At 51.8% G+C, this 12,977-nt stretch carries 15 protein-coding genes; 6 read left to right on the top strand and 9 right to left on the bottom strand.

All coding sequences use genetic code 11. The features are described 5' to 3' along the window. Positions 1–12: 12 nt before the first annotated feature. Positions 13–693, top strand: a complete 681-nt coding sequence (locus J7619_RS11095) for a metal-dependent hydrolase (RefSeq protein ID WP_291197932.1) — start codon at positions 13–15, stop codon at positions 691–693. A gap of 178 nt (positions 694–871) precedes the next feature. On the opposite strand, the gene J7619_RS11090 is transcribed toward J7619_RS11095, so the two are convergent. From J7619_RS11090 to J7619_RS11070, 5 genes are all read right to left on the bottom strand, one after another. Beyond that, complete coding sequence (locus J7619_RS11090; RefSeq protein WP_291197930.1) at positions 872–1,639, bottom strand: LytTR family DNA-binding domain-containing protein; 768 nt, start codon at positions 1,637–1,639, stop codon at positions 872–874. Next, positions 1,620–2,639, bottom strand: coding sequence for a sensor histidine kinase (locus tag J7619_RS11085; protein WP_291197928.1), 1,020 nt, complete (start codon positions 2,637–2,639; stop codon positions 1,620–1,622). The genes J7619_RS11090 and J7619_RS11085 overlap by 20 nt, the downstream gene beginning before the upstream one ends. Before the next feature lie 18 nt (positions 2,640–2,657). Beyond that, complete coding sequence (locus J7619_RS11080; protein WP_291197927.1) at positions 2,658–3,155, bottom strand: hypothetical protein; 498 nt, start codon at positions 3,153–3,155, stop codon at positions 2,658–2,660. Positions 3,156–3,217: 62 nt separating this feature from the next. Next, positions 3,218–4,012 carry a thioredoxin family protein gene (locus J7619_RS11075; RefSeq protein WP_291197925.1) on the bottom strand — a complete coding sequence of 265 codons (795 nt, stop codon included), beginning with the start codon at positions 4,010–4,012 and terminating at the stop codon, positions 3,218–3,220. Positions 4,013–4,374: 362 nt separating this feature from the next. Next, a complete protein-coding gene (locus J7619_RS11070; protein WP_291197923.1) occupies positions 4,375–5,316 on the bottom strand; it encodes a heme-binding domain-containing protein in 942 nt (313 codons plus the stop codon). Positions 5,317–5,379: 63 nt separating this feature from the next. Here J7619_RS11070 and J7619_RS11065 point away from each other — a divergent pair, with 63 nt between their 5' ends. Then, positions 5,380–5,577, top strand: a complete 198-nt coding sequence (locus tag J7619_RS11065) for a hypothetical protein (protein WP_291197921.1) — start codon at positions 5,380–5,382, stop codon at positions 5,575–5,577. A gap of 373 nt (positions 5,578–5,950) precedes the next feature. Then, positions 5,951–6,403 (top strand): organic hydroperoxide resistance protein, encoded by a 453-nt coding sequence (locus J7619_RS11060; RefSeq protein WP_291197919.1) that lies wholly within the window; start codon positions 5,951–5,953, stop codon positions 6,401–6,403. A gap of 84 nt (positions 6,404–6,487) precedes the next feature. Here the strand turns inward: J7619_RS11060 and J7619_RS11055 are convergent, their stop codons facing one another. Beyond that, the gene (locus J7619_RS11055; RefSeq protein ID WP_291197917.1) at positions 6,488–7,414 is read right to left on the bottom strand and encodes a LysR family transcriptional regulator; all 927 of its coding nucleotides are present in this window, start codon (positions 7,412–7,414) and stop codon (positions 6,488–6,490) included. Positions 7,415–7,513: 99 nt separating this feature from the next. On the opposite strand from J7619_RS11055, the gene J7619_RS11050 reads away from it, so the two are divergent. Genes J7619_RS11050 through J7619_RS11040 form a run of 3 tightly spaced genes read left to right on the top strand, consistent with a single transcriptional unit; the run spans position 7,514 to position 9,484 of the window. Continuing rightward, positions 7,514–8,137 carry an NAD(P)H-dependent oxidoreductase gene (locus J7619_RS11050; RefSeq protein ID WP_291197915.1) on the top strand — a complete coding sequence of 208 codons (624 nt, stop codon included), beginning with the start codon at positions 7,514–7,516 and terminating at the stop codon, positions 8,135–8,137. 2 nt (positions 8,138–8,139) lie between these two features. Next, positions 8,140–8,433, top strand: a complete 294-nt coding sequence (locus tag J7619_RS11045; RefSeq protein WP_291197913.1) for a putative quinol monooxygenase — start codon at positions 8,140–8,142, stop codon at positions 8,431–8,433. Positions 8,434–8,437: 4 nt separating this feature from the next. Then, complete coding sequence (locus tag J7619_RS11040) at positions 8,438–9,484, top strand: SDR family oxidoreductase (RefSeq protein ID WP_291197911.1); 1,047 nt, start codon at positions 8,438–8,440, stop codon at positions 9,482–9,484. On the opposite strand, the gene J7619_RS11035 is transcribed toward J7619_RS11040, so the two are convergent. From J7619_RS11035 to J7619_RS11025, 3 genes are all read right to left on the bottom strand, one after another. After that, a complete protein-coding gene (locus J7619_RS11035) occupies positions 9,481–9,912 on the bottom strand; it encodes an SRPBCC domain-containing protein (protein ID WP_291197909.1) in 432 nt (143 codons plus the stop codon). The genes J7619_RS11040 and J7619_RS11035 overlap by 4 nt on opposite strands. A 19-nt stretch (positions 9,913–9,931) precedes the next feature. Next, on the bottom strand, positions 9,932–10,264 hold the full coding sequence (locus J7619_RS11030) for a helix-turn-helix transcriptional regulator (protein ID WP_291197907.1): 333 nt from the start codon (positions 10,262–10,264) through the stop codon (positions 9,932–9,934). A gap of 137 nt (positions 10,265–10,401) precedes the next feature. Beyond that, complete coding sequence (locus J7619_RS11025) at positions 10,402–12,807, bottom strand: TonB-dependent receptor domain-containing protein (RefSeq protein ID WP_291197905.1); 2,406 nt, start codon at positions 12,805–12,807, stop codon at positions 10,402–10,404. Between the last annotated feature and the right edge of the window lie 170 nt (positions 12,808–12,977).

Here is a 12,977-nt window from a genome sequence, read left to right as displayed (position 1 = left end):
AAAACTGAAACGATGAAAATTACCTATTACGGTCACTCGTGTTTCTCCGTAGTCGCGGGGGGCAAAACGATCCTGTTCGATCCCTTTATTTCAGGCAATGAACTGGCCAAAGGCATTAATCCGGACGACATCAGCGTAGATTATATTTTTGTTTCACACGGCCATTTCGATCACTCGCATGATGTGGTGAAGATCGCTAACAACAACGATGCGATGGTGGTGGGCAGCTGGGAGCTCTACACGCATTTCGGTGCGCAGGGGGTGAAGAATGTGCATCCGTTGAACCCGGGCGGCAAATGGGTGTTCGATTTCGGCATTGCGAAGGGGACTGCCGCCGTGCATTCCAGCAGCTTCCAGGATGGTAGTTATGCCGGTGTGGCCGAGGGGTTTGCATTTAAAACCGAAGACGGAAACTTCTATTACAGCGGGGATACAGCGTTGACGCTGGATATGTCGCTCATCCCGAAATGGGCAAAACTGGATTTTGCGGCACTACCGATCGGCGACGTGCTCACGATGGGAATTGAAGATGCTATTGAAGCGGCTAAATTGCTCGGCGTGACCCAGGTACTGGGCGTGCATTACGATACCTTCGGGTTTATCAAGATCGATAAGGCGGCGGCGATCAAGGCTTTTGCGGATGCCGGCCTGACGCTGCATTTACCGGAAATAGGGGAGTCCATCACGATCTGAGAAGAGCAGGTGCATTTTTAATTCATTTTTAATCACACCGCCTGCTTCTTAACGATATCTTTCGAACACAATAACAAGTGCACCAAGTACGGTTATTGCTATTGAGTTATGTAGTTAAAAATCCATTGATCATATTATGTTCAATGGATTTTTCTTTTTGGCCGCGCGCGGCCAGCGGCTAGCGGTTTTCGAGCCAGCCGAGAAAATGACTGACTTTCTCTTTTCCTATCAGCAGTTTTTCGGGCGTCGGGATCGTGAGTTTGATAAACAGCTTTCTCGAAAAGTAATGCTCTACTTCTTTCACCGCATCAAAATTGACCAGGTACTGGCGGTTCAACCGGTAAAATTGCGACGATGATACCATACCCTGCACTTCTTCCAGCGGCTGCGTGATGGTGTAGTCCTGGTTGTCGAACGTACGCAGCCAGGTGGTTTCGTTGTGAATGTAAAAGAAAGCGATCGTCTCGGTTTTGATGGTAATGTATTTGTTTTGTTTGAAAACCAGGAAGCTCTTTTTGCCTTCCGGTTCGCCGAGCCTTTTCAGAAGCAATTCGAGCTCAGGTACCAGCGGTTTTTCGGCGGAGAAATAGCTTTTCAACTGGCTTAGCTTGTCCAGCGCTCCTTCAATGTGCTCTTTTTTAAATGGTTTGAGCAGATAATCGATGCCGTTGGCCTTGAATGCCTCGATTGCATAATGGTCGTAAGCCGTACAGAATATAACCGGAGGCACCACTTTCACCGCTTCGAAAATTTCAAAACAAATACCGTCGGAAAGCTGGATATCCATGAATATCAGATCGGGCTGGGGCATTTCCGTGAGGTAGGAAACGGCCCGTTCCACGCTCTGGATCGTCGCTACCACCTCTGCCTCGGGGCGGAGGGTCGTGATCAGCTGCGCCAGCGAACGGGCCGTTTTAATTTCGTCTTCAATGATTACGATTTTCATGAATAAGTGGCAGTTTGACCCTGAAATATTCCTGGTCGTTCTCGATTTGTATTTTTTGGTTCAGCAGGTGGAAATACCGCCGGTTAATATTGTCGAGCCCTACTTCGGTGGAATGCTCGGGGTTTTTCTTCAATTGCAGTGGGTTTTCGACGATCAGCAGGCCGTTCTCTTCATATATCGCAATGTGGAGCGGTTTGTCGAGTGAAACGACATTGTGCTTGATGCAGTTCTCGACGAGCAGTTGCAGGGTGAACGGAGGTATCCAGGTCCGGTAAACATCCTCCGGGATCCGGTATTCCAGCTCGATACCCTCTTCAAACCGCGCTTTGAGCAAATACATATAAGCATCGAGTATTTCGATCTCCTCTGCGAGACTGATCAGGTCCAGTTTCCTGTTTTCCAGTGTAAATCTGTAAAAATCAGACAGTTTAAGGATGAAGTCGACGCTGTTCTTGTCTTCCAGCTCAACCATCGATTTCAGGGTGCTGAGGCTGTTAAAAAGGAAATGCGGGTTGACCTGTTGTTTCAGCAATTCATATTGTGCCCCGAGGTTATCGGCCTTGCTGCGCTCGAGTTCGAGGATCACCTGCTGGTTGCGGTGGGTCTGGTAGAGTAAATGCAGCAGCATATAGAAGATCAGATTGATCATGATCCCCCGCACTTCGAACATCAGTACCACCGGGCCGAAATCCAGCGACGGGATCGCCAGCTTCTGCGAGCCTACCATCACGAACATCAGCACGATACCGATGGCGATGCTTCGGAACAGCAGCGGGTAGGAAAAACCGTTCGATGCGTGTCCCTTCGTAAACTTGGGCAGCGAATAGATATTGAAATACCACACAAACAATGTAAACGAGGTGGTGATCAACGCGCTGGTAATCGCTTCGAAACCATTGGGATGCTTCTCGGCTATTTTGGGGACAGTGGTGAGCACGCCCAGCGACAAGGAGCTCAGCCAGACGATTACCGCCGAAACCCTGAATGTCTTTTGTACCATAAGTGTTCGTGAACCGGTTTACGGGAAAACAGACGCCCGTTGGGCAAATATAAAACTAATCCGCTCCGCATTGCTTGAAACGGCATTTTTGCCATTTTTTTGAGTCGGATTCTCCAAAACGTAGCTGATCGCCGGGCCCGATTCACCGGCCGAAACGGTTACTGTCTCCACCGTCTGCAAACCGCCGTTGATATTGCTCCCGAACCACAGCGGGTTTTGTTTCAGGTCCCACGTGACCAGCTTGAAAACTTCGCCGGGCGTCGCCACGCCGGGCGTCGGTACGCCGCGCGTCGCCACGCCGGGCGTGTGTGCGAACTGCTCTTGGCTGGCATGTGCGAGGGCCTTGTCGTTACCGTAAAGTACCGAAATAGTACGGGTACGGTCGTTATGGAACGAGGTGATCACGTGCAGGCCATTGTCGTCGAAGATCGTTTCGGGTGCAGGCGTGAGCTTGCGGGAGTCGTGGCATGCGGCTAATGTGATGGTTGCGAGGATGAATGTTATGAGGCTTTTCATGATGGTTGAGTTTGGGACCGCTGACGGCTGACCGCCGACGGCCGAATACGGTGTGATGATCGTTAGGGTCGGCGGTCAGTCGTCAGCAACCCACCGTCAATAACGGGTCTGTCCGCTGCGACAATAGCGCCTGTCTGCGTATTTTGCAGGAACGTGATCACTTCCCAGTCGTTCGGGTCAAATCCTTCGGGCAGGTTCACGGCCACATTACCGCTGCCTGCTGCCGGGAAGCTCTGTATCCGGCGGACGATTTGTACGTGCGGGAGTAAACGACCGGCATTCTCGCCGCGTTTTACCATCGTATGTGCTACTTTTTGAACCAATACAACCTGTAAAGCGGTACTGCGGCCAGCATTCGTCGTTTGATATGCCAGTTTCAGCTTGCCCGCTTCGATTTGCGCTTCGGCGTTCAGCTGCGCCGGAGCTGCCGATTTAAGTTCGATATTCAATGCGCGTCTCAGCGTTTCTTCCTGTGAGCCGATCAGTTCGAGTTTACCGTTTACGACCACCTGCGGCGTGTAAACCGTTTCGAGGTTGAGCCAGCCGGCATACTGGTACTGCCGCTTAGTAAAGTCTTTCTCGCTGAATACATCGCGCCATCCCTGGTGGTTCCAGTAATCGACGTGGAATGCGAGAAGGTAAACCGGCTTGCCTGCATGCTCTTCCTGGATTTTCGCCAGCAGCTTATCAGCCGGCGGGCAGCTCGAACAGCCTTCCGAGGTGAATAGTTCGACGACGGCGAAGCCTTTGTTCGCGGTGTTTTCGTCAGCGGTAGTTTTAGGATTTAAATCAGAAGCCATCGCGGATATGGTGAAGCAAATGAAGAAGAAAAGCGAGGTGATGATGTTGGTTTTCATGATTTTGGTGATTTAGTGATTGAATGATTGAATGATTGAATGATTGAATGATTGAATGATTGAATGATTGAACCTTAAAAGCGTGTTTTTTGCGGGGCCCGGAGGGCCATCTTGTTTATAGCAATGCATTTGAATTACATTTTCGCACTCCGGCAGGGGTATCCTGTGTTGCTGGCCAGGAGGCTCCTCCGGAGCCGGGCGTTGTCGTGGCAGGGGCGTGCTAGAAACAGGTAGCCCCTCTGGGGCCATTTGTGCCCGACAAATTTTTGGCCTACCGCCGATTTGCACTGTATTTTGAGGGCTCGATGCCGTATACCAAATCGGCGGTCAGCGGTCGGTCGCCGGTGGTCCATTGTATTTTGTCACCTCACAACCCGCGTCGGGATATCGAACACAAACCCCGTCCCTTTGGCTAATTGATGGCAATTGATGCACGACGTCGCGAACGAGGCGGTCTTGCCATAGGGCTTTAAATCGAGGCCGTTGAACCGGGCGAAACCCCAGCCCTCGGTAGCGGCGAACTTTTTGGCGTCGCGGACCATGATCTGGATGTTGTTGAAATTGCCGGGCTTTACATTGCCGTCGGCGTCGGGCGCCTGGCTGTTCCAAACCACTTTTACGATCACCGCGCCGTCGGGCCATGGCAGAATGTTGTTTTCTTCCAGCGCTTTTACAGCCACATCATTACCGTAAATAATGCGGGAAGTGCCATTGTCGGGGCGGCCGGTGGAGCTGATCACCTTCCAGTTTTTGTAGTCATCGAAATACGGGATGCCGTTGATGGACGTCGGGGTGTGCGTCACTTTGGGTTTTCCGACGATCGCGGCGGTGTCGCCAGCCGCATAATGCTTGTGGGAGATGCTGGTTACGTAGTTTTTCAGGATCGTGAGCTCGGCCGGCGTCACTTTGGCGTTCGGGTGGGTGGCTGCGTACTCGGGCAGGGGCATCCGTCCGGCGTCGATCATATTGACGATATACCAGAGCTTGCCTTCCTGATCTGCCTTTGGAATACTGTCCCACTCTGAAAAATTGAACCGTTTGCGGGCTTCCTCCACGTCGGCGGCGACCTTGTAAGAGAAGGGTGCGACTTTGTCGTACCAGCGCAGGTTGGTTTCGTTGGAGTGGCAATCGTAACAGGAGCGTTTCAGAATGCGGGTTACCTCTTCCGGTCCGTGAAACTCGGAAGTTACCGGCGGGTTTTCAATGCGCGGGCTGTTGACTTGCAGCACGACAAAACTGGTGAAAAGGAGTCCTGCGAAAAGCGCGATGGCGTTGCGGTATCGGTTATGTTTCAGGGCGTTCATTGCGTTTGTTTTTTCTCAAAAGTAGGGTAGAGCGCCGCCGTGGAGAATCGGAATCAAGCCGAGTTGGACAGATTCGGGGGTGAAGTGGACAGGGTTAGGGCGGGTATGGTAGGGTGTGGTCGGGAGGAAGGGAAGGAAGGAGGAAAGGAGGAAAGGGTGAAAGGGAGGAAGCGGGTTAGGGTGGATGGAGGGAGGATCCGGGAGGTCAGACCGCGGAGCGAAATGCAGCAACGTGGCGCGAAGGTGAACCTTCGTGAATGACTATTCGCAGGCCTCCGGCCGGTCAATACTGCGATATCGCTTATGCCCGATACGACCGGCCGGAGGCCTACGAATAGTGTGTGCAAATCAGGAGATTTGCGCGAGCGCTTCTACGCTTACTGTTCCTTCTTGCTTTTTCCATCCTCCCTTCGTCCCCTTTCTCCATTCCCCATTTCCAACCGAACTCGACGACTGTCTATTTCGCCCCCGAATATGTCCAGTCCGGTTGTTTTGGGCTGTCGGAGGCGGTGGTATTGTAGTCTATTTGTATCAGAAATCGCAGCGGCAACGCCGGTTTCGAACAGGATTACAAACTATTTGAAGTAACAAAAATCAATTTAAAAACAACCGCACCGGCGATCCGGTCAACATCATGGAAACAATCGAAATCACCCAAGCAGCAGGTACTACCACCATCGATAAAGTACTTTATACAGGAAAAACCCACACCTCAGGCGGCCGCGATGGCGCTTCACGCAGCTCGGACGGCAAGCTAGATATTCAATTGTCGTCGCCAGGTTCCAAAGGTTTTGGCACCAACCCCGAACAACTCTTTGCTGCCGGCTGGTCGGCATGTTTTATCGGTGCGATAGGGATCGCTGCTGCGAAGAGGAAGGTCGCATTGCCGGAAGGTACCGCCGTTGACGCCGAGGTAGACCTGGGCCTTACCAAAGCGGAATATTTTCTGCAAGCGCGCTTGAACGTGAGCCTGCCAGGCCTCGACAAAGAAACCGCCCGCGCTTTGATTGAAGCGGCGCACCAGACTTGTCCCTATTCCAAAGCAACGCGGGGGAATATTCGTGTTACGATAAGTGTGACCATTTAGCAAGTTGACCGCCGACCACTGACGACCGAACGCCGATCATTGTTTTAGTCGGCGGTCGGTCGTCGGCGGTCTGAAATCTCTTCATTAAGCCGGTAAAGCCACGACTTCCGGCGCCTTCCATTTACTCACAAACAAATCCTGCAACTGCTCGATCTCTTTCTGATAAATGGTCTTTTTCCGTGTACCGAAATACAAAGTGTTTTCCAGGGGCGTTTTGCCCTCCCATACGAGCTGAATCTGTCCGGCTTCGATGGCTTCCACGCAGAGGAAATGCGGGACGATCGAAAAGCCTTCCCCGTCGCTCAGGCAGCGGATGATCGAACAAATGTTGGGTACGATGTAGTTAGGACGGAAATCGGGATGCTGATCGAAGTTTTTGAGCCAGAAATTTTTCAAATGCTCCATATCCGCCGCGGTACTGTACCAGATCTGCTGTTTGAGCCAGTTGGCAGCTTCCGACTTGTTGGGTTGCGCGAACAGATCGATGAGCGGTTCGGTGTCCGTCTGACCGCCCGCAATGAGCACGATCCTTTCTTTGGAAAACGGTTTATACTGCAAATTCTGCTGCTGGCCCTGTTGCGGTGTCACGATCAGGTCGAGCAGGCCATTATCCAGGTCCTGCTGCATTTGCGGGTATTCCCCGAATTTGATGATGAGGTTGAACGGCAGCGAGGCAATGTGCTCTTCCAGCGTGTATTGGAATGTTTCAAAGCACATTCCTACGCTGATCGTCGGCCGCTCGGATTTGGAGCTTTTATGAAAATGCTGCTCCACGGCTTCCAGCTTCCGAAGCGGGTCGAGTACGAAATTGTACAACACCTTGCCCTTCTCGGTGGGTACCATTTTCCGCGGCGACCGGTCGAACAGTTTGTGCCCTGTGTAGGCTTCCAGCGAATTTAAATGCAGGCTTACGCCCGGCTGTGATATAAAAAGCTCCTGGGCCGCGGCCGATAGCGTTCCCGTTTCGTAGATCGCCTTAAAAGTACGGAGCCATTCCAGATTGAGTAACATATCTATCTATAATTTTTGTAATACAAATATACAATTTAAGTTATTTTGATAATGCATTTGGCTGTCGGAAATTTGTAACATCAAAATCAAAACAGCACAATGAAAAAGATATTTGTCATTAACGGCGGTCAGCATTTCGCGCATTCCGGAGGGAAATTCAACCACACGCTGACAGGGTTGGATCAGTCCTATTTTACAGAAGAAAACGGCTTTGAGCTGCAAGTAACGGATATTAACCAGCCCTACGACCCGGACGAGGAAGTGAAGAAGTTCGTATGGGCCGATGTGGTGGTGTACCACACGCCGGTATGGTGGTTTTCAATGCCTTACAAACTGAAAGAATATATCGACACGGTATTCACTGCGGGGCACCGCAAAGGCATTTATCGGAGTGATGGTCGCAAAACCGAGAACCCGGCCGTCAATTACGGTACAGGGGGTATGTTGCACGGCCGGAAGTACATGCTCACTACTACCTGGAACGCCCCTGAAACGGCATTTACGTTGCCCGGCGAGTTCTTTCGGGAACATTCAGTCGACCAGGGTGTGATGTTCGGGTTCCACCGCATGAATGCATTTACGGGTATGGAGCCGTTGCAAAGTATGCATTTCCATGACCTCGAAAAGAATGCGACGCCGGAGCGGATCCAGGATTACAAAAATCAGTACCTGGCGCATTTGGCCGGGGTGTTCAATAATCTGGAAATCGAAACCGCAGCATAAACATGGCTATCTACCTTACCGCCGTCATTGAAAGCAAAACAGCGCACCGGGACGAGGTCCGCGCGACGCTGTTGAACATGGTAACCGAATCGAGAAAGGAGCCGGCTTGTTTACAATACGATCTGTATCAGGACGATAATAATTCCAATGTGTTTGTCTTTCAGGAAATATGGGAAAGCCGCGAAGGGCTGGATGCTCATAATGCGCAACCGTACATCCAGGCATTTGTGGCATCGCTCGAAAAGCTGGAAGCGAATCCGCAGATTTATTTGACACACCCCCTTGACAAGGCCTGATCTCATGGAAAATCTGAAAACTGCACTGGTAGTAGGAGCGAGCGGAGTAATCGGCAAGAATTTGACGGCCTATCTGCAATCGCTGCCCGACTGGAAGGTGATCGGCACTTCGAGAAAGCCGCTGCCCGGAGGTATCGAAACCATCGTGGTCGATTTGCTCGACGAGGCAGACGTGGCTACCCGATTCGCGATGCTGAGTAATGTCACGCACGTTTTTTACACCGCTTACCAGGACAAACCGACCTGGGCCGAACTGGTGCCACCTAATATGACGATGCTCCGCAATGTGGTGGAAGCAATGGAAAAAGTGTCCCCGAAGCTCGAACATATCAGTTTTATGCAGGGCTATAAGGTTTACGGTGCACATCTGGGGCCATTCAGGACACCCGCACGAGAGGACGATCCGCCCATTATGCTTCCCGAATTTATGACGGAGCAGCAGCGGTATATTACCACGGTGCAACGAGGCAAGCAGTGGAACTGGTCGGCGATCAGGCCGTCGGTAGTGGGTGGTTTTGCTCCTGGTAATCCGCTCAATCTGCTGTCGCTTATCGCGGTTTATGCGTCCATTTGCAAGGAATTGAATATTCCGTTCCGGTTCCCCGGCAAACCCGGGGCCTACCATCCGCTGATCGAGCTGACCGACGCCGACCTGCTCGCCAAAGCAACCGTGTGGGCTGCTACCACGCCGGGTGCGGCTAATCAGGCATTCAATATCAATAACGGGGATCTGTTCCGGTGGGAGGAAATGTGGCCGAAAATCGGGCGTTATTTCGGGCTTGAAACCGCGCCGCCCGTGCAGCTCCCGCTCGCGGAGGTGATGCGCGACAAGGCACCCGTGTGGGAGGCACTTCGCGAGCGATACGGCTTGCAATACGGTTATGAAGCATTATCCGCCTGGCCATTCGGTGATTTTGTATTCTCCTGGGACTACGATTTTCTCGCAGACGGGTCGAAGGCCAGGCGGCTGGGTTTTCACGAATATGCGGATACCGAACAGATGTTCTACCGCATATTCGATCAGTTGCGTGCCGAAAAGGTCATTCCTTAACCTTCCTGCTCCACAAATTCCGCCAGACTTTTGCCGATAATGTGCGTCCAGCCTGCGGAGAAGCTCTCCAGTCCGAAATCGGCGTGGTCTTTCGGGAAGGTGTGCAAGCCCTTGTGGGTCAGGCGAAGGCGGGTTTTGTCGCCTTCGGGAATCAGCTCGAAACTTACCTCGGAATCGCCGGGGTAATCGGCATAGCGCCACGAGTAGGCGAGTTTCCGGTTTGGATCAGCTTCTGTGACCTTGCAGAGATGGCGGTATTGCCTGTCTTTGCTTCCGGCGGTAAACTCAAACTCGAAGCCCGGCTCGGCTTTGAAATCCGGAATATCGAAATACCATTTTTTCATCTGGCCGGCATCGGTCAGGGCTTTCCATACGCGCGCAGGCGGCGCATTCAGGACTCTTTCTAAAACAAAAGGTTCAAAAGCCATTGTTGTTATGGGTTAAAATTTAAAGATTTTCATCGCAAGGGTCCTCGTCCAGGAAGCGTTCGAGCGCGTCCAGCTTGTCGTTCCAGAACTCCTGATAGGTATTGGCCCAATCGGAAACCTGTTTGAGGCCTTTCAGGTCGGCCTGGCAGAAGGTTTCGCGGCCCCGGGTTTGCACTACCACCAGTCCGCATTCCGTCAGGATGCGGATATGTTTCGCGACGGCGGGCCTGCTCATGGTAAAATGATCGGCGACTTTGTTCAGGTTGAGCGAACGCCGTGCCAGCAAACCGATGATCTCCCGCCGGGTAGGGTCTGAAATAGCCTGAAAAACATCGCGCCGCGTCTGGTTCATATGGGTGAAAAATAAAATGGAAACCGTATGGTTTCCAAATGTAAATGAAACCATACGGTTTCCAAAAAAATACCCGGATTTTTTTTCAAAATCCGGGCTTTACCCCATTCCGTCCGATTTAGTGATGTTCTTGAACCTTAATTGTTTCCCTCACCAGACTTCTTGTCATCATTGCTGATCCGTTTTTTCTGACGCTGGTTACCCGAAACCTGTCCGAATTCATATTTCAGGTTGAGCCGCCAGCCGCGGCGGTACATCGCAACATCCTGCGTTTGCACGAAATTCGGGCCGACGAAATCGTTTTTCCAGCGTATCCGCTGATTGAACGGGTTGTCGTAGCCAAACCCGATCGTTCCCTTCTTTTTCAGCACTTCTTTTTGCAGTACAATATTATAGAACCCGAAGCCACCGTAACTGCCCTGAAGGTTCACGCGCGGCGAGTTGTAAAACCCGAAAAGCTGTGCTTTAATGCCTTTGCCGAAATCAATGGTCGAGTTCAGGTTGATGCGGTACATCCAGTCGGCATTGCGGGTTTTGAGCTCGGCGCTTTCCAGTACATTATAGAAAAGATTGAGCGAGCCGTTGACCGACCACTGCTTCATGATTTTAGTATTGGCACTCAGGTTGAGGCCATATGCGGAGTTTTGGGCTACGTTCTGGAAAATCTGTTTCAGAACGCCCGAGCTGTCGACGCTGCTGATGCTCTCGATGGCATTGTTGGTCTGGCGCAGGAAAAACGATGCGTTAATGCTCGTCTGTTTGATAGACACGCTGTAATTCGCTTCTACTGAATGCGTCAGCTCGGGTTTCAGATACGGGTTGCCGCCGTACTGGTTTTTGGAATCGGCCTGGTTGACGTAGGGATTGAGGTAGTAGAACTGCGGGCGCTGAATGCGCTGGGTGTAGCTCACGCGCACCTGCTGGTTCTTTTTAAGGCTCCGCGACAGGCTCACGCTCGGGATAAGGTTGCCATAGTTGTTGGAGAAAGAAGCGGTGCCATTCAGGAAGTTGGCCTGTATAAATGTATGTTCGTAACGTGCACCGAGGTTGATGCCCCATCTATTCTTTGGCGTGCGGTTGTAAACCAGGTAAGCCGAGGTGACCTGCTGAGCATAATCGAACACATTGGCTTGCTCCGGCACATCGTGGAAATTGTTGGAACCGTCGATGGCGCTGGATATGCGGTAATCGCTCAGGATTTTGCGGAAAATCGTTTTGGTACCCGTTTCGAATGTGCTGATGCTGTCGATCGGATTGGTGAAATCCAGCTGGATGGTCCCTTCCTTATTATTACTGATGTTGTAGCTCTTTTCGCGGTAGTAGACGGAGTTGCTGCGGTTTTTGAGGTCGGAGTCGTAGTCACTGTCTTCACCCTCAAAGGAGTACATCATGAGCAATGTGAGTTCCTTTTTAGGTTTTTTGAACAAACGGGTGTAGTCGAAGTTGACCGTGGCGCCCTGCCAATCGTAAGTCCGACGCATATCGCGCTGGAAATACTGGCGGGAAACGCCCATACTGGTTTCGTCGAAAGTAATGTCGAACCAGTTGGTGTTGATGCCATTGTAGTAGTTGATCCCGGTGCCGACACGATTGAGCGAGTCGATGTCCCAGTCGGCATTAAAGGATCCGTAGACGTTTTTACCCCGGCCGCGGATCCATTGCAGCTGGTCCTGGTTGGTGATGGTGTCGGCATTGGTAAATGTGCGCAGTTGCTGCATGTACCGTTTGTTTTTCCAGTTGCTGAACCCGCCGTTCGCCGAGAGGGTCAGGCCTTTGTTGCGGTGGCTGATGCTGGCATTCGGCCAGTTATTCCATTGGCCGAAGTTGGGGCTGACGGAGCCGTTGGTACCTTTCAGCGTATTCTTTTTGGTGATAATATTGATGATGCCCGCCGATCCTTCGGCGTCGTATTTGGCAGAAGGAGAGGTGATTACCTCCACCTGCTTGATAATATCGGCCGGGATTTGCTTCAACGCCTCGGAAACGCTGCGTGCAACGACATTGGAAGGTTTGTTGTTGATAAGTACCTTAATATTTGCACTGCCGCGTAGTTGTACATTGCCTTCGATGTCTACCGCAATGGACGGGATTTTTTTCAAAACATCCGTAGCGTCACCTCCTTTGATGCTAATATCCTTTTCGGCATTGTAGACCATTCTGTCCGAACGCTCTTCGAAGAGTGCCTTCTGCTCGCTGACCGTCACTTCTTTCAGGTTTTGTGCGGCGGGTACCAGCTTGATGACGCCTATTTCGATATCTTCCTTATCGGCATACACCGGGCCGAATGTTTTGGTCGTGTAGCCCATCAATGAAGCCTGGACGATGTAGACGCCCGGCGCCACTTTGGCGAATGTAAACCGGCCTTTGGCATCGGCCGTCGCGCCTTCGGTGATTTTTCCGTCTTTCAGCAATGCCACAGTGGCAAATTCGACGGGCTTACTGGCCGTCGAGTCCATTAGCAGGCCGGAAATACGTACGTGCTGCGCGGAAACGAAATTCAGGGTGAGGGCCAGCATGGCCAGGGTGAGTAGGGGTGTTTTCATACATGGCTAATTAACGACTGTTCGATCTGCACCGCCGTAGCGCCGGACCGCCGGATCGCCGGATCGCCGGACCGCCGGACACCGGTGCGAATGCAATGCAATGACGACCGAGTTCCCGAAACGTTGCACGGGAAAAAATAAAAAGGCCCGGTTAGGTCTTTAAGAGTCTG

This window comes from Dyadobacter sp. (assembly GCF_017744695.1).
Taxonomy (GTDB): domain Bacteria; phylum Bacteroidota; class Bacteroidia; order Cytophagales; family Spirosomataceae; genus Dyadobacter.
The sequence above is the reverse complement of the archived record's forward strand: the minus strand, read 5'-3'. Positions and strand labels throughout refer to the sequence as shown.

What these genes read in the sequence shown, in the direction of transcription:
- J7619_RS11095 (WP_291197932.1), top strand. Translation starts at nt 13, where the DNA reads ATGAAAATTACCTATTACGGTCACTCGTGTTTCTCCGTAGTCGCGGGG.
- J7619_RS11090 (WP_291197930.1), bottom strand. Translation starts at nt 1,639, where the DNA reads ATGAAAATCGTAATCATTGAAGACGAAATTAAAACGGCCCGTTCGCTG.
- J7619_RS11085 (WP_291197928.1), bottom strand. Translation starts at nt 2,639, where the DNA reads ATGGTACAAAAGACATTCAGGGTTTCGGCGGTAATCGTCTGGCTGAGC.
- J7619_RS11080 (WP_291197927.1), bottom strand. Translation starts at nt 3,155, where the DNA reads ATGAAAAGCCTCATAACATTCATCCTCGCAACCATCACATTAGCCGCA.
- J7619_RS11075 (WP_291197925.1), bottom strand. Translation starts at nt 4,012, where the DNA reads ATGAAAACCAACATCATCACCTCGCTTTTCTTCTTCATTTGCTTCACC.
- J7619_RS11070 (WP_291197923.1), bottom strand. Translation starts at nt 5,316, where the DNA reads ATGAACGCCCTGAAACATAACCGATACCGCAACGCCATCGCGCTTTTC.
- J7619_RS11060 (WP_291197919.1), top strand. Translation starts at nt 5,951, where the DNA reads ATGGAAACAATCGAAATCACCCAAGCAGCAGGTACTACCACCATCGAT.
- J7619_RS11055 (WP_291197917.1), bottom strand. Translation starts at nt 7,414, where the DNA reads ATGTTACTCAATCTGGAATGGCTCCGTACTTTTAAGGCGATCTACGAA.
- J7619_RS11050 (WP_291197915.1), top strand. Translation starts at nt 7,514, where the DNA reads ATGAAAAAGATATTTGTCATTAACGGCGGTCAGCATTTCGCGCATTCC.
- J7619_RS11045 (WP_291197913.1), top strand. Translation starts at nt 8,140, where the DNA reads ATGGCTATCTACCTTACCGCCGTCATTGAAAGCAAAACAGCGCACCGG.
- J7619_RS11040 (WP_291197911.1), top strand. Translation starts at nt 8,438, where the DNA reads ATGGAAAATCTGAAAACTGCACTGGTAGTAGGAGCGAGCGGAGTAATC.
- J7619_RS11035 (WP_291197909.1), bottom strand. Translation starts at nt 9,912, where the DNA reads ATGGCTTTTGAACCTTTTGTTTTAGAAAGAGTCCTGAATGCGCCGCCT.
- J7619_RS11030 (WP_291197907.1), bottom strand. Translation starts at nt 10,264, where the DNA reads ATGAACCAGACGCGGCGCGATGTTTTTCAGGCTATTTCAGACCCTACC.
- J7619_RS11025 (WP_291197905.1), bottom strand. Translation starts at nt 12,807, where the DNA reads ATGAAAACACCCCTACTCACCCTGGCCATGCTGGCCCTCACCCTGAAT.